This is a genomic window from Microbacterium sp. F2E, from assembly GCF_020905435.1.
GTDB lineage: Bacteria > Actinomycetota > Actinomycetes > Actinomycetales > Microbacteriaceae > Microbacterium > Microbacterium lacticum.
Map to the genome: position 1 here is coordinate 275,521 of NZ_JAJJIB010000001.1, position 22,593 is coordinate 298,113.

The 22,593-nt window shown below is 72.8% G+C and carries 21 protein-coding genes; 10 read left to right on the top strand and 11 right to left on the bottom strand.

Going from position 1 to position 22,593, the window contains the following annotated elements; all coding sequences use genetic code 11:
* Window positions 1–27 precede the first annotated feature (27 nt).
* Complete coding sequence (locus LOK55_RS01335; RefSeq protein ID WP_229933914.1) at window positions 28–591, bottom strand: DUF402 domain-containing protein; 564 nt, start codon at window positions 589–591, stop codon at window positions 28–30.
* 115 nt (window positions 592–706) lie between these two features.
* Between LOK55_RS01335 and LOK55_RS01340 the strand changes: the two genes are divergently transcribed.
* Window positions 707–1,969 carry an isochorismate synthase MenF gene (locus tag LOK55_RS01340; RefSeq protein WP_229933915.1) on the top strand — a complete coding sequence of 421 codons (1,263 nt, stop codon included), beginning with the start codon at window positions 707–709 and terminating at the stop codon, window positions 1,967–1,969.
* A 113-nt stretch (window positions 1,970–2,082) separates the two neighbouring features.
* Here LOK55_RS01340 and LOK55_RS01345 read toward each other — a convergent pair whose 3' ends face one another.
* From LOK55_RS01345 to LOK55_RS01355, 3 genes are read right to left on the bottom strand one after another with little or no spacing between them, the layout of a single operon-like run.
* On the bottom strand, window positions 2,083–2,946 hold the full coding sequence (locus tag LOK55_RS01345) for a polyphosphate kinase 2 family protein (protein WP_229933916.1): 864 nt from the start codon (window positions 2,944–2,946) through the stop codon (window positions 2,083–2,085).
* A gap of 25 nt (window positions 2,947–2,971) precedes the next feature.
* The gene (menD, locus tag LOK55_RS01350; protein ID WP_229933917.1) at window positions 2,972–4,774 is read right to left on the bottom strand and encodes a 2-succinyl-5-enolpyruvyl-6-hydroxy-3-cyclohexene-1-carboxylic-acid synthase; all 1,803 of its coding nucleotides are present in this window, start codon (window positions 4,772–4,774) and stop codon (window positions 2,972–2,974) included.
* 1 nt (window position 4,775) lies between these two features.
* A complete protein-coding gene (locus tag LOK55_RS01355) occupies window positions 4,776–5,174 on the bottom strand; it encodes a PLD nuclease N-terminal domain-containing protein (protein WP_229933918.1) in 399 nt (132 codons plus the stop codon).
* A gap of 137 nt (window positions 5,175–5,311) precedes the next feature.
* On the opposite strand from LOK55_RS01355, the gene LOK55_RS01360 reads away from it, so the two are divergent.
* Window positions 5,312–5,644 (top strand): DUF4229 domain-containing protein, encoded by a 333-nt coding sequence (locus tag LOK55_RS01360; RefSeq protein ID WP_141379940.1) that lies wholly within the window; start codon window positions 5,312–5,314, stop codon window positions 5,642–5,644.
* Between the two features lie 14 nt (window positions 5,645–5,658).
* On the opposite strand, the gene LOK55_RS01365 is transcribed toward LOK55_RS01360, so the two are convergent.
* The 4 genes from LOK55_RS01365 to LOK55_RS01380 form a co-directional block, all read right to left on the bottom strand.
* Entirely contained in the window at window positions 5,659–6,651 is a 993-nt protein-coding gene (locus LOK55_RS01365; protein WP_229933919.1) for a 1,4-dihydroxy-2-naphthoate polyprenyltransferase, read from the bottom strand.
* A 303-nt stretch (window positions 6,652–6,954) separates the two neighbouring features.
* A complete protein-coding gene (locus LOK55_RS01370; RefSeq protein ID WP_229933920.1) occupies window positions 6,955–8,121 on the bottom strand; it encodes a glycerate kinase in 1,167 nt (388 codons plus the stop codon).
* 7 nt (window positions 8,122–8,128) lie between these two features.
* Window positions 8,129–9,271, bottom strand: coding sequence for an AMP-binding protein (locus LOK55_RS01375; protein ID WP_229933921.1), 1,143 nt, complete (start codon window positions 9,269–9,271; stop codon window positions 8,129–8,131).
* Window positions 9,272–9,281: 10 nt separating this feature from the next.
* Window positions 9,282–10,208: a 1,4-dihydroxy-2-naphthoyl-CoA synthase gene (locus LOK55_RS01380; protein WP_229933922.1), complete on the bottom strand. Its 927-nt coding sequence runs from the start codon at window positions 10,206–10,208 to the stop codon at window positions 9,282–9,284.
* 86 nt (window positions 10,209–10,294) lie between these two features.
* On the opposite strand from LOK55_RS01380, the gene LOK55_RS01385 reads away from it, so the two are divergent.
* Genes LOK55_RS01385 through LOK55_RS01410 form a run of 6 tightly spaced genes read left to right on the top strand, consistent with a single transcriptional unit; the run spans window position 10,295 to window position 13,317 of the window.
* Window positions 10,295–10,738, top strand: coding sequence for a GNAT family N-acetyltransferase (locus LOK55_RS01385; protein ID WP_229933923.1), 444 nt, complete (start codon window positions 10,295–10,297; stop codon window positions 10,736–10,738).
* Window positions 10,735–11,025 carry an antibiotic biosynthesis monooxygenase gene (locus tag LOK55_RS01390; RefSeq protein WP_229933924.1) on the top strand — a complete coding sequence of 97 codons (291 nt, stop codon included), beginning with the start codon at window positions 10,735–10,737 and terminating at the stop codon, window positions 11,023–11,025. The genes LOK55_RS01385 and LOK55_RS01390 overlap by 4 nt, the downstream gene beginning before the upstream one ends.
* Window positions 11,022–11,426, top strand: coding sequence for a VOC family protein (locus LOK55_RS01395; RefSeq protein WP_196324837.1), 405 nt, complete (start codon window positions 11,022–11,024; stop codon window positions 11,424–11,426). Before LOK55_RS01390 ends, LOK55_RS01395 begins: the two co-directional genes overlap by 4 nt.
* A 48-nt stretch (window positions 11,427–11,474) precedes the next feature.
* Window positions 11,475–11,867, top strand: coding sequence for a glucose-6-phosphate dehydrogenase (locus LOK55_RS01400; RefSeq protein WP_229933925.1), 393 nt, complete (start codon window positions 11,475–11,477; stop codon window positions 11,865–11,867).
* Window positions 11,846–12,277: a helix-turn-helix domain-containing protein gene (locus LOK55_RS01405; RefSeq protein WP_308066622.1), complete on the top strand. Its 432-nt coding sequence runs from the start codon at window positions 11,846–11,848 to the stop codon at window positions 12,275–12,277. The genes LOK55_RS01400 and LOK55_RS01405 overlap by 22 nt, the downstream gene beginning before the upstream one ends.
* A 53-nt stretch (window positions 12,278–12,330) precedes the next feature.
* Window positions 12,331–13,317: an o-succinylbenzoate synthase gene (locus tag LOK55_RS01410; protein ID WP_229933926.1), complete on the top strand. Its 987-nt coding sequence runs from the start codon at window positions 12,331–12,333 to the stop codon at window positions 13,315–13,317.
* Between the two features lie 23 nt (window positions 13,318–13,340).
* On the opposite strand, the gene LOK55_RS01415 is transcribed toward LOK55_RS01410, so the two are convergent.
* Both LOK55_RS01415 and LOK55_RS01420 read right to left on the bottom strand, forming a co-directional pair.
* Entirely contained in the window at window positions 13,341–14,396 is a 1,056-nt protein-coding gene (locus tag LOK55_RS01415; RefSeq protein ID WP_229933927.1) for a hemolysin family protein, read from the bottom strand.
* Window positions 14,393–15,721 carry a hemolysin family protein gene (locus LOK55_RS01420; protein WP_229934040.1) on the bottom strand — a complete coding sequence of 443 codons (1,329 nt, stop codon included), beginning with the start codon at window positions 15,719–15,721 and terminating at the stop codon, window positions 14,393–14,395. The genes LOK55_RS01415 and LOK55_RS01420 overlap by 4 nt, the downstream gene beginning before the upstream one ends.
* Before the next feature lie 400 nt (window positions 15,722–16,121).
* Between LOK55_RS01420 and LOK55_RS01425 the strand changes: the two genes are divergently transcribed.
* Window positions 16,122–17,093, top strand: a complete 972-nt coding sequence (locus LOK55_RS01425) for a hypothetical protein (protein WP_229933928.1) — start codon at window positions 16,122–16,124, stop codon at window positions 17,091–17,093.
* 140 nt (window positions 17,094–17,233) lie between these two features.
* On the opposite strand, the gene LOK55_RS01430 is transcribed toward LOK55_RS01425, so the two are convergent.
* Complete coding sequence (locus tag LOK55_RS01430; protein ID WP_229933929.1) at window positions 17,234–18,691, bottom strand: GuaB1 family IMP dehydrogenase-related protein; 1,458 nt, start codon at window positions 18,689–18,691, stop codon at window positions 17,234–17,236.
* Between the two features lie 111 nt (window positions 18,692–18,802).
* Between LOK55_RS01430 and LOK55_RS01435 the strand changes: the two genes are divergently transcribed.
* Window positions 18,803–22,561: a multifunctional oxoglutarate decarboxylase/oxoglutarate dehydrogenase thiamine pyrophosphate-binding subunit/dihydrolipoyllysine-residue succinyltransferase subunit gene (locus tag LOK55_RS01435; RefSeq protein WP_229933930.1), complete on the top strand. Its 3,759-nt coding sequence runs from the start codon at window positions 18,803–18,805 to the stop codon at window positions 22,559–22,561.
* Window positions 22,562–22,593: the final 32 nt, after the last annotated feature.

Here is a 22,593-nt window from a genome sequence, read left to right on the forward strand (position 1 = left end):
GAGTCACCGTTCGATCCTAGGCGAGTGTCAGTGGGAGGCCGGGGCGAGCCGGTCGAGCTCTGAGAGCCAGTGCGCGGCCGTCGCGGCCTCGAACGGCACCGCCTCTTGCGTGACCTCGCGCTCGAGGTCGAGCGCGACCTGCTCGAGGCGCGTGACGATGTCGAGCGGGTAGCCGTAGTGCACGCGGTGCTCGGACCATTCGTCGCGGTCGTCGATCCAGATGCCGCGACCGTCGCGGGCGCGCACCACATCGAGGTCCATGTCGATACCGGTGGGGCTGCCGTCCTGCCAGCGCACGTCCCAGCCGATGTCGATGTAGACGGCGTAGGTGGCGGGAGCGGCGTTGAACGTCGCCGCCCACTCCCCCGACGGCGCGATGAGCGTGACGTTGTCGGCGTCGGCCGTCACCTCGCGTCCGGGCCGCACGCTGCGCCAGCCCGAGCGCTGACCCACCCAGTCGCCCCACCGGTCGCTGCCGAGGAAGACGCAGTCGTGCTCCCAGTGCGGCGAGCCGTCCCACTTGCGCCAGCGGAAGACGAGCCGCGAGCCGGGGGCGGGGCGGTGGGGCGCGGTCGCGGCGTCGGCGGTCATGTCGCGAGCCTACGCCGTACCGTTTCGCAGGACGAACGGCTCGGCCGCCCGGCCCCCGCCCCGGGATCCCGGGGTCCGGAGCGGGCGGCGCGGGCGCCGGATTAGGCTGAAACGTGTGAGCGACCCGACCCTGAGCACGACCGGGCTGCGCGTCGTGACCCGCGAGATCGCGCCGCTCGGCGACCTGCTCGAATACGCAGACCCCGCGGATCCGCTCGTCTGGAGCCGGCGCGGCGCGTGGCTCGTCGGCGTCGGCGACGCCCTGACCCTCACCGCCGCGGGCACCGATACCGCCTCGCTCGCCGACCGCTGGCGCGAGGTCGCCGCCGCCGCGCACGTCGACGATCACGTCGAGGCGCCCGGCTCGGGCCTCGTCGCGTTCGGGGCGCTGCCGTTCGCCGCGCACTCGGCATCTCCCGCCGTGCTCACGGTGCCGCGGCTCACGATCGGTCACGCAGGCGATCGCACGTGGGCGACGTGGGTGCTGCCGGATGCCGGTGCGCCCGACCCGACCGAACCGATCCCCGTGCCGTTCGGCCCGCACTGGTCGGCGGCGGTCGGCCCGGGCGCGCTCATCCCCGAGGGCTATCAAGACGCCGTGCGCGCGGGCCTCGCGGCGATCGCCGCGGGCGAGGTCAGCAAGGTCGTGCTCGCGCGCGACCTCGCCGGCACCGTGCCCGCCGGGTCGGACCTCCGCCGTCTCGTGCGCTCGCTCGCCTCGGGCTACCCCGACACGTGGGTCTACGCCGTGCACGGGCTCATCGGCGCGAGCCCCGAGACCCTCGTGACGGTCGCGGGCGGCACCGTCACGGCGCGTGTGCTCGCCGGCACCGTCGCCCGGGGTGCCGACCCCGACGCCGATCGCGAGGCGGCGCTCGCCCTGGCATCCAGCGTCAAAGACCTCGACGAGCACGGGTACGCCGTGCGCAGCCTCGTCGACGCGCTCACCCCGCACACGTCGGCCCTCGCGACGAGCGAGCAGCCGTTCACGCTCGCGCTGCCGAACGTGTGGCACCTCGCGACCGACGTCGAAGCGACGACGACGGCCGACACGTCGGTGCTCGACCTCATCGCGGTGCTGCACCCGACGGCCGCGGTGGCGGGAACACCGACGGATGCCGCGCTCGCGGCCATCTCCCGCATCGAGCCCTCCGACCGTGGTCGCTATGCGGGGCCGGTCGGATGGGTCGACGCGCACGGCGACGGCGAGTGGGCGATCGCGTTGCGCGGAGCGCAGTTCGACCTCGCCGCGGCGAACGCAAACGGCATCCCGTTCACGGCGCACGCCGGCGCGGGAATCGTCGCGGGGAGCGACCCCGAGGCGGAACTGCTCGAGACCCGGGTGAAGTTCCGGCCCATCGTCGACGCGCTCGCCTGACGCCCCTCGACAAGCTCGGGGACCGGGCACGCTCGGGCACCGGCCAGCACGTTCGGAGACCGGGCAGCGAGCGCGGGGACGGGGCAGCACGCGCGGTGACCGGATGCGGCGCGCTAGGTCGCTGCGAGGCGGCGTTTCTCGAGCGCGACGTCGAAGTCGGCGGCCGGCCACTGCGGATCGATCTCCTCGAGCGCGTCGAGCAGCAGCGCCTGCACCGCGAGCCGCGCGTACCACTTCGCGTTCGCCGGCACGACGTACCACGGCGCGTTCGGGGTCGACGTCCGCTCGAAGACCGTCTGGTAGGCATCCATGTACTGCGGCCACAGCGCCCGCTCGTCCACGTCGGCGGGGTTGTACTTCCAATACTTGTCGGGGCGGTCGAGCCGCTCGCCGAGGCGTTCCTTCTGCTCGTCGGGCGAGATGTGCAGCATGACCTTGACGATGCGGATGCCCCGGTCGGTGAGGCCCTTCTCGAAGTCGACGATCGCGCCGTAGCGCCGTTCGATCTCGGCGTCGTCGGCGAGGTGGCGCACGCGCCCGATCAGCACGTCCTCGTAGTGCGACCGGTCGAACACGCCAATGAACCCCGGTTCCGGCACGCGCTTCTCGACGCGCCAGAGGAAGTCGTGCGCGAGCTCTTCGGGGGTCGGCTTCTTGAATGCCGCGAGCGACACCCCCTGCGGGTCGACCGCGCCGATCACGTGGCGCACGATGCCGCCCTTGCCGGCGGTGTCCATCCCCTGCAGCACGAGGAGCACCGCGGGCGAGCCGTCGTCGACGCGCGATTGGGCGTAGAGGCGCTCCTGCAGCTCGTCCAGCTCGTCGGCGCCGGCGGAGAGGTCTTCGGCCCCCCGCTTCTTGCCCTCGGTGTAGCCCGGCTTGGCGTCGGGGGCGACGTCGGCGAGGCGGAACCCCTCGTCCGCGCGCAGCAGGTCGGCGGGGTCGCCCGTCCAGTGCATCTGGCTCTTCGCAGTCATACAGCCATGATGGCCGACGGCGGGCTCACCGGGCCAGTGCCACCTCGATGAGCTGGCGTCCCGTGACCGGGGCGACGAGCGCCTGATCGAGCTCGGTGCGGGTCGTCGCGCGCACGTACTCCCAGCCGTAGGCCGCAGCCAGCAGGTCGACGCGCACGTTCTGCGGCGTGTAGAGCACGCGGTCCATCGCCGCCGCCGACGCCGTCTGCGCGACCTCGAGCCCGTCGAAGATCGTGCCGCCGCCGTCGTTACCGACGATCACCTGGATGCGGGGCTCCTGCTCCCCCGCCGGCAGCAGCAGGGCGCCCACGTCGTGCAGCAGCGCGAGGTCGCCGATCACGACCCGCGTGAGGCCGGGTCCGCCGGCCGCCTGACTCGTCAGGGCGATGCCGAGCCCCGTCGCGATCGTGCCGTCGATGCCGGCGAGGCCGCGGTTGGCGTGGACAGGCACCTTCTTGCCCGCGAGCAGCTGGTCGGCCACCCGCACGAGCCGCGACGACGCGAACAGCAGCCGGTCGTGCGGCCACGTCGCCCGCCACACCGCGTCGACGAGGGCGGCGCGGTCGATCGGCGCACGCAGCACGTCGAGCTCGGCAGCGAGCGCGCCGAGCCGCTCGCTCGGCACGGTGGATGCCAGGGCGTCGGCGTCGGGGGCAGCGGGGGTGAGGTCGACGGCGGCCGCGCGCGACGCGCGCATCCATGCCCCGAACCACTCCCGGTCCTGATCGCCGATCGCGGCGATCACCGCGTCGACGGCCGTCGTCGCGTCGTTGAGGTTGAGCGGCTCGCCGGGGCCGCGCACGGCGAACACCTCGACGTCGGGGCGGGACAGGAGCGCCGTCCCTTCACGACTGAGCGTTGGATGCCCGAACACGATCACCCGCTCGACGCGCCCGCCGAGCTCGGGGTCGGCGAGGAGCGTCCGGTAGCCGTGCACGAGGTTGCGACCGAACCGCGCCCCCGAGACGATCTCGGCCACGAGCGGCCAGCCGCCGGCGTGCGCGAGGGCCTCGGCGCCCGCACCGGCGTCGGCTCCGGCGACGACGATGGTGCGCGGACCCCGCTCGAGCACGTGCGGGTCGACGTCGGGATCGCTCGGCCGGTCGGACTCGCCGATACCGCCGCCGCCCTGGTAGAGCGCCCCGGAGGGGCCCTGCTCGGGAGCCGGCGCGGCGGGCGCGTCATCAGGGCCCGGCGCGGCAGCGGCGAGCTCGACGGTGGGCATCCCGAGCCAGCCGGGCAGCTCCCCCGCGAGGGGCTCGCGGTACGGCAGGTTCAGGTGCACGGGCCCGGCCTGGCGGGTGCCCGCGCCGAGGGCCGCGGCCATCGCCTCGTCGGCGACGCGGCGGAGCATCGCCGACTGCTCGCCGGTGCCCTCCTCGTCGACCTCGTCGGGCACGGGCAGATCGGTCTCGAACCGCGCGCTCGGGGCGAACATCCCGGGCTGTCGGGTGGTCTGGTTCGCGCCGACACCGCGCAACTCGGGCGGCCGATCGGCGGTCAGCAGCAGCAGGGGCACGCCCGCGTGGTGCGCCTCGAGCGCCGCGGGGAGGAGGTTCGCCACGGCGGTCCCCGACGTGCACAGCACGACCGCGGGCATCCCGCTCTCCCGTCCGATGCCGAGCGCGGTGAAGCCCGCGACGCGCTCGTCGATGCGGACGTGCACGGATGCCGCGCCGCGCGCCTCGAGCTCTGCGGCGACGAGGGCGAGGGCCTGCGAGCGCGAGCCCGGGCTCACCACGATGTGGCGCACGCCGAGCTCGACGAGGCGGCCGAGGAGGGCCGCGGCGGCGTCGGTCGCCGGCGCCGCGGAGGGTCGGGAGGCCATGTCAGCCGCGCGCACCGCGCGACGGGCCGTCGGCGTCGTCGTCGGGGGCGGCCGAGGGCGGCGGCCCCGGCCGATCGGGGTCGGCGTCCTCGGCGTCGAGGGCGGCGAGCTCCGCCTCGAGGCGCCGGATGCGCTCGTCCTGATCGCTGATCGAACCGATGCTGCCGAGGAACTCGAGATCGTCGTCGGGGGCGGTCGACACGGGCGCCGTGCGCTGACGGCCGCGGCCGACGATGAACCAGAGGATGCCGCCGAGCACGGGCAGCAGCACGACGATGAGGATCCACACCGGCTTGCTCACCCCGCGGTGCCGCGTCGGCGAGAGGAGGGCGCAGTCGACGATGCTGTAGACCCAGAACGCGATCAGCAGCAGCAACACCGGCAGAAGCACGCGCACCACGCATCCATCCTAGGCGCGCCGCACTCGCCACGGACGCCGCCCGTCCGCCGCGAGAACGCACAACAGCACCTGCGGAGGCCCGCGAGCGGTGCTATCGTGCGTTCTCGCGCAGCGCGGGCGCACGTAGACTCGATGCCATGCGTGCTCGCTCGGCCCTCCTGTACACCGTGCTGCGCCTGGCGGCCTTTCTGGTGCCGTTCGGGATCATGATGCTGTTCCCCGTCATGCGCGAGTACTACTGGCTGTCGGCGATCTTCGCCGCCCTGATCGGTCTGAGCCTGTCGACGCTGTTCCTGCGCCGTCCCCTCGCCGACATGACCGCCGACCTCGCGGCCGGCCGCGGCGAGCGCAGCGCGCGCCGGGTCAGCGACGAGCAGGTCGAGGACGCCGCCACCGACATCTCCGCCGACGAGCCGGGCGACGACGAGGCATCCACGCCCCCGACGACGCCGTCGAGCCCGGCCGCCTGAGAGAAGCGGATGCCTCAGCCGGCGAACGCCCAGCAGAGGAAGCCCGCGACGGCGAGCGAGGTCAGCGACGTCAGCCCGAGGGCGACGACGAGCTCGCGCGGAGCGCGGTAGGTCCAGACGATGAGGATCGCACACGCCGCGGGGATGAGGGCGAGAAGGCCGAGCCACGCGAGCGGGTAGAACTGCGCGAGGAACGCCACGATCAGGAACGCGGCGACCACGAGCACCGTGTACAGCACCTGGGTGGCGCGCTTGCCGATGCGCACGGTGAGGGTCTTCTTGCCCGCGAGGCGGTCCTGGTCGATGTCGCGGAGGTTGTTCGCGAGCAGCACGGCGCACGCGAGGAGGCCCGCGACGGTGCCGCCCCACCAGGCCTCCTGCGGCACGGAGGCCGCCTGCACGTAGGTCGTGCCGACCGTGGCGACGAGTCCGAAGAAGACGAAGACGAACAGCTCGCCGAGGCCCGCGTAGCCGTAGGGCCGCTTGCCGCCGGTGTAGAACCAGGCGGCGAGCACGCACGCCGCCCCGACGAGGAGCAGCCACCAGTGGCCGGTGCGGACGACGATCGCGGTGCCGGTGACGGCGGCGATGGCGAACCAGGTCAGCGCGACGGCCAGCACGGTGCGGGGCGTCGCCTTGCGCGAGGCGGTGAGGCGGGCGGGTCCGACGCGCTCGTCGTCGGTGCCGCGGATGCCGTCGCTGTAGTCGTTGGCGTAGTTGACGCCGATCTGCAGCGACACCGCCACGACGAGGCAGCTCAGGGCGATCACCCAGTGGAACTCGCTTCGCCCGATGAGCGCGGCGCCGGTGCCGATGATCACGGGCGCGACGGCGAGCGGCAGGGTGCGCAGGCGCGCCGCGCCGATCCAGTCGCGCAGGGTCGCCGGCTCGACGTGCGCGGGGTCGCGCGAGACGTGCGCGCGCTGCGGGTTGCCGTGCGGTTTCTGCTTCTGCGCCCCGGCGCTCTGGCGTCCGGTGTGCTTCTTCTTGCGGGTGCTGCCTGCCACCCGAGAATCCTATTCCGCGTGGGCGGGTGCGGCGGCGCCGGGGCCGCCAGCCTGGGCCGATGCGTCACCATTCGTCGGAGCGGTGGTGCAGGTGTCACCTCCCGAGCGCCAACCGGCTACTCCCGCCCCACCGATCCGACGGATGAGCTCGCACCGGCAGCACGGGCGCCTCCCCGCCCGTCGGGACCGCAGGGCTGCCACCCTCGCCGCTGCCCGGGGCCGGGGCCGGGGCCGATGCCGATCCCGCTCCCCCACCATCCGTCGGAGCGGTGGTGCAGGTGTCACCTCCCGAGCACCAACCGGCTACTCCCGCCCCGCCGATCCGACGGATGAGTCGTCTCCCGCGAAGCGACCCCGGGCGAGGTCTTCGGCGATGAGGCGCCCGACGCGCTGCAGCAGCGGCAGCGCCTCGGCCATGCTCACGGCCGGATTGGGTTCGAGATCGGCGAGCGCATACACAGCGGCGAAGCCGGCCGCGGCGAGCGCTGCGGGCTCGAGGGTCGTCCGGCCGCACACGGCGACCACCGGAACGGATGCCGCGCGGGCGGCAGCCGCGATGCCAAGCGGGGTCTTGCCGCCGAGGCTCTGCGCGTCGAGGCTCTCCTCCCCCGTGACGACGAGGTCTGCCGCGGCGATGCGCTCGGCGAGCCCGGTGAGCCGCTGCACCACCTCGATGCCCGGCTCGCGCCGCGCGCCCAGCACGGCGAGGGCGGCGTAGCCCACGCCGCCGGCCGCACCGGCGCCCGGTGTGAGCGCCGCGGGGCGGGCGAGCGGATGAGCGTCGATGAGGTGCGCCAGCCGTGCGAGGCCTCGCTCGAGGGCGACGACATCATCGACATCCGCCCCCTTCTGCGGACCGAACACAGCCGCGGTTCCCTGCGGGCCGAGGAGCGGGTTGTCGACATCGCTCGCGAGCACCACCTCGACTCCCGCGAGGCGCGCGTCGAGGCCCGACAGGTCGACCGCAACGAGCTCGGCGAGCGCCGCGCCGCCCGGCCCCACCGGGCCGCCGCCCGTCGACAGCCTCACGCCGAGCGCCTGCAGCATGCCCGCACCGCCGTCGATGCACGCGCTGCCGCCGACCCCGAGCACGATCGAGGTCGCGCCCCGGTCGAGGGCCGCGGCGATCAGTTCGCCCGTGCCGCGGCTGGTCGCCGTGCGCGCGGCGCGCGCTCCGCCCGGCAGCAGATCGAGCCCGCTTGCCGCCGCCATCTCGACGATGGCCACACCGCCCCGCGTCGCGATCGCCGCGTCGACCGGCTCGCCGGTGGGGCCGGTTGCGCGCACCGTCAGCCGCTCGAACCCCGCCTCGATCGCGGCCTGCAGCGTGCCCTCGCCGCCGTCGGCGACGGGCACCGCCTCGACCTCGGCGTGCGGCAGCACCGCGGCGATGCCCGCCGCGAGGGCCGTCGCGACCTCGGCACCGGTGGCCGAGCCCTTGAACTTGTCGGAGGCGATGACGATGCGCATGATCCGCTCAGTCCGGCAGGCCGCGCAGCGCCACCCGGTCGGGCTTGCCGCTCGCCAGCATCGGCACGGCGTCGACCGCGATCACGGCGCGCGGGCGGGCGATCTTGCCCAGGGCGGCTTCGACCGCCGCGCGCACGCGGGCCGTGGCATCCGGGTGGCGCGCCGCGTCGCCGGCGCAGACGACGACGGATGCCTCGCCCCACCGCTCGTCGGGCACGGCGACGACCACCGCCCCCTCGAAGCCCGGCACGGCGCGCACCGCCCGCTCGACCCGGTCGAGCGAGACGTTGACACCCCCCGAGACGATCACGTTGTCGGCCCGGCCGGTGACCCGCAGGCGCCGGCCGTCCCACTCGCCGAGGTCGCCGGTGCGGTACCAGCGCGTACCCGCGGCGTCGACCTCGAACGCCGCGGCGGTGCGCACAGGGTCGCCGAGGTAGCCGTCGGCGAGCGTCGGCCCCGACAGCTGCACCTCGCCGTTTTGGATGCGGACGCCGACGCCGACGAGCGGCACGCCGTCGTAGACGCACCCGCCGGCGGTCTCGCTCGACCCGTACGAGCGGACGATCCGGGCCCCGGCAGCGGCGGCGCGCTCGGCGAGGGCGGGGGCGAGCGCCTGCCCGCCGACGAGGATCGCCTCGAACCCGGCGAGTGCCCGCGCGGCGGCGGTGTCGCCGCCGTCGACCGCGTCGAGCACGGTCTGCAGCTGCGCCGGCACGAGCGAGGTGTAGGTCGGGACGCGCACGCCGCCGTCGCTGGAGGCCATGGCCGCCGCCGCGGCCGCGAACGCATGGGCCGAGAAGGAGCCGGCCAGGATCGCCGGCTCACGCCCGGCGACGAGCGAGCGCACGAGCACCTGCACCCCGGCGATGTAGCCGGCCGGCAGGGCCAGGAGCCACGCGCCGTCGCCGATCCGGTCGACGGTCGCGAGCGCCGACGCGGTGAGCGCGGAGCGGCTGAGCGCGACCGACTTGGGATAGCCGGTCGAGCCCGACGTCGTTACGACGACCGCGGTGCCCGCCGGCACCTCGTCCGGGAGGGTTCCGGCGGGGGCGCCGCAGGCGATCGCCGGTCCCGCGCCGAGCACGGCTCCGCGGAGCCCGCGCAGCACGGCGCGTGCGTCGGTGGCATCCACCCGCTCGAGCCTCACGCGCCCGGCCTCAGTAGTGGTACGGGTAGGGCGACCAGTCGGGATCGCGCTTCTCGAGGAACGCGTCGCGCCCTTCGACGGCCTCGTCGGTGCCATACGCGAGACGGGTCGCCTCGCCGGCGAACACCTGCTGACCGACCATGCCGTCGTCGATGGCGTTGAACGCGAACTTCAGCATCCGGATCGCGGTCGGCGACTTGCCGAGGATCGTCCGCGCCATCGCGAGCGCCTCGCGCTCGAGCTCGGCGTGCGGCACGACGCGGTTGACGGCCCCCATCTCGTAGGCGCGCTGGGCGGAGTACTCCTCGGCGAGGAAGAACACCTCGCGCGCGACCTTCTGGCCGACCTGGCGCGCCATGTACGCCGAGCCGTACCCGGCGTCGAACGAGCCGACGTCGGCGTCGGTCTGCTTGAAGCGGCCGTGCTCGGCGGAGGCCACGGAGAGGTCGCACACGATGTGCAGCGAGTGCCCGCCGCCGGCCGCCCAGCCCGGGATCACCGCGATCACGACCTTCGGCATGAACCGGATGAGCCGCTGCACCTCGAGAATGTGCAGGCGCCCGGCGCGGGCGGCGTCGGGCGCCGTCGCGTCGTCGGCGGCGTAGGTGTAGCCGTCGCGGCCGCGGATGCGCTGATCGCCGCCGGAGCAGAACGCCCAGCCGCCGTCCTTCGGGCTCGGGCCGTTGCCGGTGAGGAGCACGACGCCGATCTTCGGGTCCTGCCGGGCGATGTCGAGCGCGCGGTACAGCTCGTCGACGGTGTGCGGGCGGAAGGCGTTGCGCACCTCGGGGCGGTCGAACGCGATGCGGGCGATGCGGCCGTCGGTCGACACGTGGGCCGTGATGTCGGTGTAGACGGATGCCCCGTCGGTCACCGACCCCGGAGCGGGCACCCACTCGGCCGGGTCGAACAGGTCGGAGACGAAGGGCGCGGTCACCCGCCCAGCCTACGCGCGCGGTCATGTCGGGGCGGTGTCCGGGCCGTGCCGGGGGCTCTGTCGCACACCCTGAGTACAGTCGACGCATGGACACGCCGATCCGCCCGCTGACCCGCGCCGAGATCGTGTCGCCCGCGTTCGGACCGCTGCTGTGGGAGGCGGCGAGCGTCGATGCGGACGCCCTGATGCACATCCGCGACGTCGAGCTCCCGCATCTCGAGGTCATCGGCTCCGCCGACGACGCGGGCGACGTCGTGGGATTCGCGGCGTTCGCGCGTCACCGCGACCACCTCGAGCTGCTCTACCTCGCGGTGTCCGAGACCGCCCGCGGCGCCGGGCTCGGCTCGCGTCTCATCGACGCCGTCCGCGCCGCCGACCCGTCGCTGCCGCTCCGCGCCGAGACCGACGATGATGCCGTCGACTTCTACCGCACGCTCGGCTTCACGGTGACCGGCGCCCCGCGCGACGCCCGCTGGCCGGGCCGCCGCCGCTACCGGTGCGAGATGCCGCCGCGAGAGGCATCCGCATGATCCTCGAGCACGCCCTGCTTCCCGTCCGCCCCGGCCTCGAGGCCGATTTCGAGGCGGCATTCGCGCAGGCGCGGCCGCTCATCGAGGCGGCGGGCGGCTGCCGGGGCGTGACGCTCCGCCGCAGCATCGAGACGCCGAACGAGTACCTGCTGCTCGTCGAGTGGGACAGCGTCGCGGCGCACACCGAGGGCTTCCGCGGATCGGCGGCCTACGACCGGTGGCGGCACCTGCTGCACCGCTTCTACGAGCCGTTCCCGGTGGTCGAGCATTTCACGGAGGTGCGATGAGCCTCACCGTCGGGTCGATCGTCATCCGGGTCACCGACCTCGACGCGCAGCTCGCGTTCTGGACGGCGGCGCTCGACTACGTGCCACGCCAGCTGATCGCGGACGACTTCGCCCTGCTCGGACCGCGGACGGGCGCGGGCGTCGGCCTCTCGCTCGACGTGGTGGCCTCGCCGCGCATGCTGCCGCCGCGCATCCACCTCGACCTGTACACCTCCGCCCAAGCCGCCGAGGTGGCCCGACTCGAGACGCTCGGCGCCCGACGCGTGCACTGGAGCAAGCGGCCGCCCGACGCCGACTACGTGATCATGGAAGACCCCGAGGGCAATCGCTTCTGCGTCGTCCGTGCGCGCGGCGATGACTCGGCCTCCGACGCCGCGGGCTCCGACGCCGTGGGAGAATGAGACACGGCGAGATCCACTCCCGAACGGATGCCGCCGGGAAGGCTCATCGTGCAGATCAGGAACTCCTCGGACTGGCGCGACGCCCTCCCCTTCGAGCTGCCCGTCGCGGCCGCCGAGGCGGTGCCCGGCGACCCGACGCGCTGCGCGGGGTGCGGCGTGGACAGTGAGCCGTGGCCGCGCGAAGCCCTGTGGGTCGTGAAGCACCGGCATCCGACCAACCCCGCCGGCTACGCGCGGTACTACTGCGCCGAGCACAAGCCGACGCCGAAGCTCGCTCCCCCGGTCTCCGCGCCCGAGCGCGCGCGCCGCGCCGCGTCGTCCGGCCCGCGCAAGCCCGCCGCGCCGTCGATCCCCGAGCGCGCCGTGGTGCTCTGCCCCGACTGCTTCGTGCAGGTGCCGCCGACGGGCGTCTGCGGCATGTGCGGGCAGCAGGTCGCCTGACGGCGACGCCCGCGGGAACCATCGAGCTCGTCGAGCCGCGCAGCGGCTACGAGGGCAGCTGTCGCGCGCACGGCAACGACGGGCGCGCGATCGGCGACATCCTCGCCCGGATCGGCGACAAGTGGTCGCTGCTGGTGATCGCGACGCTGCACGAGGGGCGCCTGCGCTTCGGTGAGCTGCAGGGCCACATCCCCGGCATCTCGCAGCGCATGCTCACCCTCACCGTGCGCCAGCTCGAGCGCGACGGCATCGTGACCCGCACGGTGTTCCCCGAGGTGCCCCCGCGCGTCGAGTACGAGCTGACCGAGCTCGGCGAGACGCTGTTCGTGCCCGCGCGCGCAATCGCCGACTGGGCCGTCGCGCACCACGACGAGATCGAACGGGCGCGCACCGCGTACGACGCGCGCTGACGCCCGGGCCCCGAGGCCCCGCGGCAACGGGCCGGCACGGCAGGATGGATGCCATGGACCTGCCCGACCTCGCCGACCTGCGCGCCGCGGCGCGCGTCGTCTCCCTCCCCCTCGTCACCCGGGTCCGCGGCGTCAACCACCGCGAGGCGCTGCTCCTGCGCGGCCCCGAGGGGTGGACCGAGTTCTCGCCCTTCCTCGAGTACGGCGACGACGAGGCATCCGTCTGGCTCGCCGCCGCGATCGACTTCGGCTGGCGCACCCAGCCGGCGGCCCTCCGCGACCGTGTGCCGGTGAACGCCACGGTGCCCGCCGTCACGGCGGCGGAGGTGTCCGCGGTGCTCGCGCGGTTCGACGGCTGCCGTACGGCGAAGGTCAAGGTCGCCGAGCGCGGGCAGACCCTCGCCGACGACGTCGCCCGCGTGCGCGCGGTGCGCGCCGCGATGGGCTCCGAGGGCCGTGTCCGGCTCGACGCGAACGGCGGCTGGAATGTCGACGAGGCCGAACGCGCCGTGCACGCCCTCGCCGAGTTCGACCTCGAGTACCTCGAGCAGCCGTGCGCCGAGGTCGCCGAGCTCGCCGAGCTCCGGGAGCGCCTCGCCGACTGGGGCATCCCGATCGCCGCGGACGAGAGCGTGCGGAAGGCCGCCGACCCGCTCGCCGTCGCCCGCGTCGGCGCCGCCGACCTCGTCGTCGTTAAGGCGCAGCCCCTCGGCGGGGTCACCCGCGCCCTGGAGATCGTCGGCGCGGCGGGCCTTCCCGCGGTCGTCTCGAGCGCCCTCGATACCTCGATCGGGCTGTCGATGGGGCTCGCCCTCGCCGCGGCCCTCCCCGACCTGCCCTACGACTGCGGGCTCGGCACGGCGTCGCTGCTCGCCGCCGACGTCGTCGCCGCCCCGCTTCAGCCCGCCGGCGGGTCGCTGCCGGTCGGGCGCGTCGAGGCGGATGCCGGACTGCTCGCGCAGCACGCGGCATCCGCCGAGCGACGGGACTGGTGGCTCGACCGGCTCGAGCGCTGTCATGCCATCCTCGCCGCAGGCTGAGCGGCTGAGGACCCCGTCGCGGGTCAGTGTCCGCGACGGGTCGCGTCGTGCACCTCGCCGACGAGCTCTTCGATGATGTCCTCGAGGAACAGCACCCCCGTCACCTCGCCCGAGGCATTCCGCACCTCCGCCAGGTGACGGCCCGAGCGCCGCATGAGCGCCAGCGCGTCTTCCAGATCGGTGGTCTCGGCGACCGGCACCATGTGGTGGATGCGCTTGGGCCTGATCGGCGCGTCGACGTTGTTCGAGGCATCCGTGCCCTCGGCGGCGCGCAGCACGTCCTTCAGGTGCACGTAGCCGATCGGCGCCCCCGCGGCATCCACGATCACATAGCGCGAGAACCCGTGCTTCGCGACGGCGCGCTCGATCTCGTCGGGCGTCGTCACCTCGGGGAGGGTCACGAGCTGCGACAGGGGCACCGCGACGTCGCTCGCCTTCTTGTCGGTGAACTCCACCGCCGCGGTGACGGCGCCCGACGCGTCGTCGAGCACCCCCTCCATGCGCGACTGCGCGACGATCGTCGCGACCTCGTCGAGCGTGAAGGTGGATGCCGCCTCGTTCTTCGGCTCAACCCGGAACAGGCGCACGACGTGGTTCGCGATCCAGTTGAGCGCCGCGATGATCGGGTAGAAGAGCTTCGAGAACCACACGAGCGGGGTCGCCAGCAGCAGCACCGCGCGGTCGGGCACCGAGAACGCGAGGTTCTTCGGCACCATCTCGCCGAACACGACGTGCAGGTACGACACGACGATGAGAGCGGTGGCGAACGCGACGCCGCCGATGACGGCCTCGCTCCACCCGGTGAGACTCAGCGGCCCCTCGAGCAGGTGGTGGATCGCCGGCTCGGCGACGTTCAGGATCAGCAGCGAGCAGATCGTGATGCCGAGCTGCGAGGTGGCGAGCATGAGCGTCGCGTGCTCCATGGCGTACAGCGCCGTCTTCGCGGTCTTCGACCCGCGCTCCGCGAGCGGCTCGATCTGCGAGCGGCGCGCGGAGATCACGGCGAACTCCGACGCGACGAAGAAGGCGTTGAAGGCGAGCAGCACGACCAGCCATGCGATTCCGGCCCAGTCGTTCATCGACGCTCACCCCCTTCGATCTCGGCAACCTCCGGAACGGGATGCGGCGTGAACCGCACCCGGTCCACCCTCCGTCCGTCCATCCGGGCGACCTCGAGCGTGCCGTCTTCGAGCTCGACGGTGTCGCCGACCTCGGGGATCCGCTCGAGACTCGACATGACGAACCCGCCGACGGTGTCGTACACGTCCCCCTCGGGAACACGGATGCCGGTGCGGTCGAGCACCTCGTCGGGTCGCAGCTCGGCGGGAAAGACGGTCGCGTCGGCGGTGCGTACGACGCCCGCGCGACTGCGGTCGTGCTCGTCGAGCACCTCGCCGACGATCTCTTCGACGAGGTCTTCGAGGGTGACGACGCCGGCGGTGCCGCCGTACTCGTCGACGACGATCGCCATCTGGTACCCCTTGGACCGCAGCTCCGTCATCACGGCGTCGAGGTGCACCGCCTCGGGCACCCGCAGCGGCTCTTCGGCAATCGCGGCGGCGGGCACCTCGCCGCGGCGGTCGCGGGGAACGCTGACCGCCTGCTTGAGGTGCGCGATGCCGATGATGTCGTCCATCGAGTCGTCGTAGACGGGAAAGCGGCTGTGTCCGGTGCGGCGGGCGAGCTGGATGACATCTTCCACGCTGTCGCCCGCGGCGACCGCATGGATCAAGGGGCGCGGCGTCATGACGTCGGCCGCGGTCAGCCGCGCGAAGGTGAGGGTGCGGTCGAGGAGGGAGGCGGTGTCCTGTTCGAGCACGCCCGCGCTCGCCGAGCGGCGCACGAGACTCGACAGCTCTTCGGCGGTGCGAGCCCCCGAGAGCTCCTCCTTGGGTTCGATGCCCATGCGGCGGAGGATCGCGTTGGCGCTGCCGTTGAGCAACGCGATCGCGGGGCGGAAGACCGTCGTGAAGGCGACCTGGAACGGCATGACGAGCTTCGCCGTCTGGCGCGGGATGGCCAGGGCGAAGTTCTTCGGCACGAGTTCGCCGATGATCATCGAGAACGTCGTCGCGATGGCAATGGCGACAACCGTCGCGATGGGGCGCACCGCGGCATCCGGCACGCCCCACGCCTTCAGCACGGGGCTCAGCAGGTTGGTCAGCGCGGGCTCCATCGTGTAACCGGTGAGGAGCGTCGTCAGGGTGATGCCGAGCTGCGCGCTGGACAGGTGCGTCGACGTGATCTTCAGGGCGTCGATCGTCAGCGACAGCCGGGACTCGCCCGCAGCGCGGCGGGCTTCGAGGTCCGCGCGGTCGAGGTTGACGAGCGCGAACTCGCTCGCGACGAACAGACCGGTCCCGATGGTGAGCAGCAGCCCCACGCCCAGCATGACGTAATCCATCACGCATCACCCCCGATCGTGGTCGGGGAGGGTCGGTGGGGCGATCGTCTGCAACTAGGAGGGTCGTCCATTGTGCGAACGATTCTACGGCACGACGCCCCGCCCCGGCGCGGGGTGGGATGATCCCGGCATCCGCGACAGGTTGCGGCATCCGCGACAGGTTGCGGCATCCGCGACAGGTTGCGGCATCCGCGACAGCTCCTGGCATCCATTCCCCGCTCGCGCTACAGGAATCAGCATCCGCCACACACATTTCCTGACGCGGATGCCGGTTTCTGTAGCGTCAGGCATCGCACCGCCGCTCCGCGCCGCCTCCTCCCCAGCGACGGATTCTCGCCGAGATCCCACAGATCGCTGCCCGCGGCGGCCGCCGGGGCGGCGTGGGCGCCATGCTGGCGGCGTGGACACCCTGACGCACGAACCCCTGACCTCCAGTCCGATCGAGGTGTTCCGCCGCCGCGGCCGGTTCGACCCGATCGATGACCGACGGGTGCGCGCGGCCGTCGCGGCGGGCGCGTGGGTGCGGATCATTCCCGGTGTCTACGCGCGCGCCGAGGCGTGGCGCGCGCTGCGTCCGCACGAGCAGCATCGCGTCCGTGTCCTCGAGGTGACGCATCGCCTCGAGACTCCCGCGCTCGTCTCGCACCATGCCGCGGCTGCGGCGTGGGGCATCGACACGCTCGGGAGGTGGCCGGAACGGGTGGATGTCCGGGTGCCGCGCGCGAGCGGCGGACGCTCGACCGGGCGGATCCGCCGCTACCCGCTCGGCGTGGACGACGTCGCGACCGCCCCGTTCGGCCGCCACCGGGTGACGACTCCCGCGCAGACCGCCCTCGACCTCGCCCGCGCGCTGCCGTTCGTGCGCGGCGTCGCGGCCCTCGATCAGGCGATCTGGACCGAGCGGCCCGGCGGCGCGCTCACGGATCTCGCCGAGATCGAGCATCTCCGCGCCGCGCATCCCTCCCCGCGCGGCGACGCACGGGCATCCCGGGTTCTCGCCTTCGCCTCGACGGGCGCGGCGAACGTGCGCGAGTCGCAGATGCGCGTGCTCGTCGTGGAGCTCGGATTCGGCCTGCCGACGGTGCAGGAGCGGCGCGTGCTGCCGAGCGGCCGCGTCGCCTTCGGCGACCTGTACTTTCCCGACGCGGATCACTGGGTAGAGATCGACGGCCGGGGCAAGTACCTCAGCCCCGAGTACACCGGCGGCCGCGACGCCGCCCAGATCGTGCTCGACGAGAAGGCCCGGGAGAACGAGATCCGACGGATCGTGCGGGGGTTCTCACGCCTCGACGCGCTGGATGCCGAGCATCCACGACGGGTCTACGACATCCTCACCGGCGACGGCCTGCGCAGCATCCTGCCCCGACCGTGACCCACGCCCCCGCGCGCCGCCGCCGGCGCGACAGCAACCTGCAGGTGCCACAGGATTCTCCTGGCGCGGATGCCGATTTCTGTAGCGGAAGCCCGGCCGCGAATGCCGAAGCCCGCGCGGCGGCCAGGCCCCGCCCCGCGTCACCAGCTGACGGGCAGCGCCTTGCCCTCCTCGTAGCCCGCGGCGGACTGCAGCCCCACCGTCGCGCGATCGTGGAACTCGGGCACGGTGGATGCCCCGGCGTACGTGAACGAGGAGCGAACCCCCGACGTGATCATGTCGATGAGGTCCTCGACCGAGGGCCGAAGCGGGTCGAGGTAGATCTTCGACGACGAGATGCCCTCGGCGAACAGCTCCTTGCGGGCGCGGTCGTAGGCGTCCAGCCGGCCGAAGCGTCCGTGCACGGCCTTCGTGGATGCCATGCCCCACGACTCCTTGTAGACGCGGCCCGCCTCGTCCACCTGCAGCTGCCCGGGCGCCTCGATCGTGGCCGCGAACCACGAGCCGATCATCACCGAGGCGGCGCCGGCGGCGAGCGCGAGCGCCACGTCGCGCGGGTAGCGCACTCCCCCGTCGGCCCAGACGTGCGCGCCGAGCTCGGTCGCCGCCTGCGCGGTCTCGAGCACCGCGGAGAACTGGGGGCGGCCGACGGCGGTCATCATGCGGGTCGTGCACATCGCGCCCGGGCCGACCCCGACCTTGAGGATCGACGCCCCCGCGTTCACGAGGTCGTGCGCACCCTCGGCGGTGACGATGTTGCCCGCCGCGATCGGGATGCCGAGCCCGAGGCCCGCCACGGTCTCGAGCGCCCGCAGCATCCCCTCCTGGTGACCGTGCGCGGTGTCGATGACGAGCACGTCGACACCGGCGGCGGCGAGGGACTTCGCCTTCGCGGCGACGTCGCCGTTGATGCCGACGGCCACGGCGACGATGAGCCGCCCGTCGCCGTCGACGGCGGGCCGGTAGAGCGTCGAGCGGAGCGCCGTCCGCTGCGAGAGCGTGCCGACGAGGTGGCCGTGGTGGAGCACGCAGACGGTCTCGGCCTCGGCGGCGACGATGAGGTCGAACGCGTGCCGGGCGTCGGTCACGTCGTCGGCGTCGATCGAAGGGGTGCGCCCGCGGGCGAGGTCGCCGAGCCGCGCGTCGGGGAGCGCCGTGCCGAGCCGCGTCGCCGCGACGACGCCGATGATGTCGTCGACGTGCACGCGCTCGGCGGGCTCGTTCACCACGACGATGCCGTGCCCCGCGGTGGCGGGAAGGAGCGCCGCCGCCTCCGCGACCGTCGCCGACGCGGGCAGCACGACGGGGCTGTCCCACCGCACGGGCTGGTCCTTCACCCAGCGGATGGCCGCGTCGATGTCCTGCAGCGGCATGTCCTGCGGCAGAACGCCGAGGCCGCCGCGACGGGCGAGGGCGGCCGCGAGGCGCGGCCCGGTGACGGAGTTCATGTTCGAGGCGACGAGCGGGATCGTGGCGCTCGTGCCGTCGCCCGGCGACAGGTCGACGTCGAGCCGGCTCGTGACGCCCGAGCGCCGCGGCACGAGGAAGACGTCGGAGTAGGTCAGGTCGACGGTCGGTGGGGAGCCGGACAAGTGCATGTACCCACGGTACCCGCCGACAAACCTGGGATACCCTTGATGGATGTGTGCGTGAGCGCCCGTCCGGGCCCGGCACCGTACGAACTTCATCGACGAAAGCAGGCGCAAACCGTGTCCAGTCAGGCGACCGGCGTGGGTACTTCGACAGACGGCGACTTCGGAGCCAACGAGTGGCTCGTCGCCGAGATGTACGACCAGTTCGCGAAGGACCGTGACTCGGTCGACCGGTCGTGGTGGCCGGTGCTCGAAGCGTACGAGAAGACGCAGCAGGATGCCTCGGCCGCCGCCCCGGCAGAGGCGAAGCCCGCGCCGGCGAACACGGCGACCGCCGCGCCGGCGAAGCCCGCCGAGCCGTCGCAGGCGAAGCCCGCGGCATCCACCCCCACCGCCGACGCGCGTCCGCTGACCGCGCCCATCCCCGTCGTCGGCGCGCAGCCGGTCGCGAAGACGACGACCCGCCCCGCGGCGCCCCAGCCCGTTCCCGCGCAGGCGCCGAAGGCGGAGCCGGGCACGACCGCGGAGGCCCGCGATGACGTCGTCACGCCGCTGCGCGGCCTGCCCAAGACCCTCGCGGCGAACATGGACGAGTCGCTGACCGTGCCGACCGCGACGAGCGTGCGCACCGTGCCGGCCAAGCTCATGATCGACAACCGCATCGTGATCAACAACCACATGTCGCGCACCCGCGGCGGCAAGGTGAGCTTCACGCACCTGATCGGCTGGGCGCTGATCCAGGCCCTCAAGGCCTTCCCGAGCCAGAACGTGTCGTACGCCGAGATCGACGGCAAGCCGTCGGTGGTCGCGCCGGCGCACGTCAACCTCGGCATCGCGATCGACCTGCCCAAGCCCGACGGCACCCGCGCGCTCATGGTGCCGAGCATCAAGCAGGCCGAGTCGCTGACGTTCAACGAATACCTCGCCTCGTACGAGGACCTCGTCAAGCGCGCCCGCGCCAACAAGCTCACCGCCGCCGACTTCCAGGGCACGACGGTGTCGCTGACCAATCCGGGCGGCATCGGCACGGTGCACTCGGTGCCGCGCCTCATGAAGGGCCAGGGCTGCATCGTCGGCGCCGGCGCCCTCGAGTACCCCGCCGAGTTCCAGGGCTCCAGCGAGAAGACCCTCGTCGAGCTCGGCATCGGCAAGACGATCACCCTCACGAGCACCTACGACCACCGGGTCATCCAGGGTGCCGGCTCGGGCGAGTTCCTGAAGATCGTGCACGAGCTGCTCATCGGCCAGCGCGGCTTCTACGAGGGCATCTTCGCGGCGCTGCGCATTCCGTACGCGCCGATCCACTGGTCGAACGACATCAACGTCGACCTCGCCGAGCGCGTCGACAAGCAGTCCCGCGTCGTCGAGCTCATCAACTCGTTCCGCGTGCGCGGTCACCTGATGGCCGACATCGACCCGCTCGAGTACGTGCAGCGCACCCACCCCGACCTCGAGATCGAGAACCACGGCCTCACCTTCTGGGACCTCGACCGCGAGTTCGTCACCGGCGGGTTCGGCGGCAAGCGCACGATGAAGCTCCGCGACATCCTCGGTGTCCTCCGCGACTCGTACTGCCGCACGATCGGCGTCGAGTACATGCACATCCAGGACCCGGCCCAGCGCAAGTGGTTCCAGGACAACGTCGAGGTCAAGTACCAGAAGCCGAGCCACGGCGAGCAGCTGCGCATCCTCGACAAGCTCAACCAGGCCGAGGCGTTCGAGACCTTCCTGCAGACCAAGTACGTCGGGCAGAAGCGGTTCTCGCTCGAAGGCGGCGAGTCGCTCATCCCGCTCCTCGACGAGATCCTGCAGGGCGCGGCGGGCGCGGGCCTCGACGGCGCCGCGATCGGCATGGCCCACCGCGGGCGCCTGAACGTGCTCACCAACATCGCCGGCAAGACCTACAGCCAGATCTTCCGCGAGTTCGAGGGATCGGTCGCCATCGGCTCGAAGTCGGGCTCGGGCGACGTGAAGTACCACCTCGGCACCGAGGGGACGTTCGTCTCGGATGCCGGGGAGGAGCTGCCCGTCTACCTCGCCGCCAACCCGTCGCACCTCGAGACGGTCGACGGTGTGCTCGAGGGCATCGTCCGCGCCAAGCAGGACCGCTCCCCGATCGGCACCTTCCCGTGGCTGCCGATCCTCGTGCACGGCGACGCGGCCTTCGCCGGCCAGGGCGTCGTCGTCGAGACGCTGCAGATGTCGCAGCTGCGCGGCTACCGCACGGGCGGCACGGTGCACGTCGTCGTCAACAACCAGGTGGGCTTCACCACGCTCCCCCAGGACGGCCGCAGCTCGGTGTACGCCACCGACGTCGCCAAGACGATCCAGGCGCCGATCTTCCACGTCAACGGCGACGACCCCGAGGCCGTCGTCCGGGTCGCCGAGCTCGCGGTGGCCTACCGCCAGGAGTTCGCCCGCGACGTCGTGATCGACCTCGTCTGCTACCGCCGCCGCGGTCACAACGAGGGCGACGACCCGTCGATGACGCAGCCGCTCATGACGAACCTCATCGAGGCGAAGCGCTCGGTGCGCCGCCTGTACACCGAGTCGCTCGTCGGTCGCGGTGACATCAGCGAAGAGGAATACGACAAGGCGAAGGCCGACTTCCAGAACCGCCTGGAGATCGCGTTCGCCGAGACCCACGCCGCCGAGACCGGGGCCACCGGCATCGTCTCACCGAGCACGGGCGCGATCGAGCAGGCCGTCGGTCAGCCCGAGACCACCGGCGTCGGCGTCGAGGTCGTGCGGCAGGTCGGCGACGCGTTCGTCAACAAGCCCGACGGCTTCACGGTGCACCCGAAGATCCAGCAGCTGCTGGACAAGCGCCTCGACATGAGCCGCAACGGCTCGATCGACTGGGGCTTCGGCGAGCTCCTCGCCTTCGGCTCGCTCCTCATGGAGGGCACGAACGTGCGCCTCGCCGGGCAGGACGCGCGCCGCGGAACCTTCGTGCAGCGTCACTCGGTCATCCACGACCGCGCGAACGGCCAGGAGTGGCTGCCGCTGGCGAACCTCGGCGAGAACCAAGGCCGCTTCTACGTGTACGACTCGCTGCTGAGCGAGTACGCCGCGATGGCGTTCGAGTACGGCTACTCGGTCGAGCGCCCCGACACGCTGACCCTGTGGGAGGCGCAGTTCGGCGACTTCGCCAACGGCGCGCAGTCGGTCGTCGACGAGTACATCTCCGCCGCCGACCAGAAGTGGGGCCAGCAGTCGTCCGTCGTGCTGCTGCTGCCGCACGGCTACGAGGGCCAGGGGCCCGACCACTCGTCGGCGCGCATCGAGCGCTACCTGCAGATGTGCGCGCAGGACAACATGATCGTCGCGCGCCCGTCGACCCCGGCCTCGCACTTCCACCTGCTCCGCCGTCAGGCCTACTCGCGCCCCCGCCGGCCGCTGATCGTCTTCACCCCGAAGGCGATGCTGCGCCTGCGCGGCGCGACGAGCCCGGTCGAGGCGTTCACCACGGGCCGCTTCGAGCCCGTGCTCGACGACGATCGCGGCGTCGACAAGGCATCCGTGACCCGTGTGCTGCTGCACTCGGGCAAGATCCACTGGGACCTCGTCGCCGAGCTCGACAAGAAGCCGAACCCGAAGATCGCGCTCGTGCGCCTCGAGCAGCTCTACCCGGCCCCGATCGACGAGCTCAACGCCGTCATCGACAGCTACCCGAACGCGGAGCTCGTGTGGGTGCAGGACGAGCCCGAGAACCAGGGCGCGTGGCCGTTCATCGCCCTCGAGGTGGTCAAGCACCTGCACGGGCGGACGATCCGTCGCATCTCGCGCGCAGCGGCGGCCTCGACGGCCACCGGGTCTCCCAAGGTGCACGCCCGCGAGCAGGCCGCGATCATCGAGCAGGCCCTCACGGTCTGAGCACGACCCTCTGACGAGGTGAGCGGGGCATC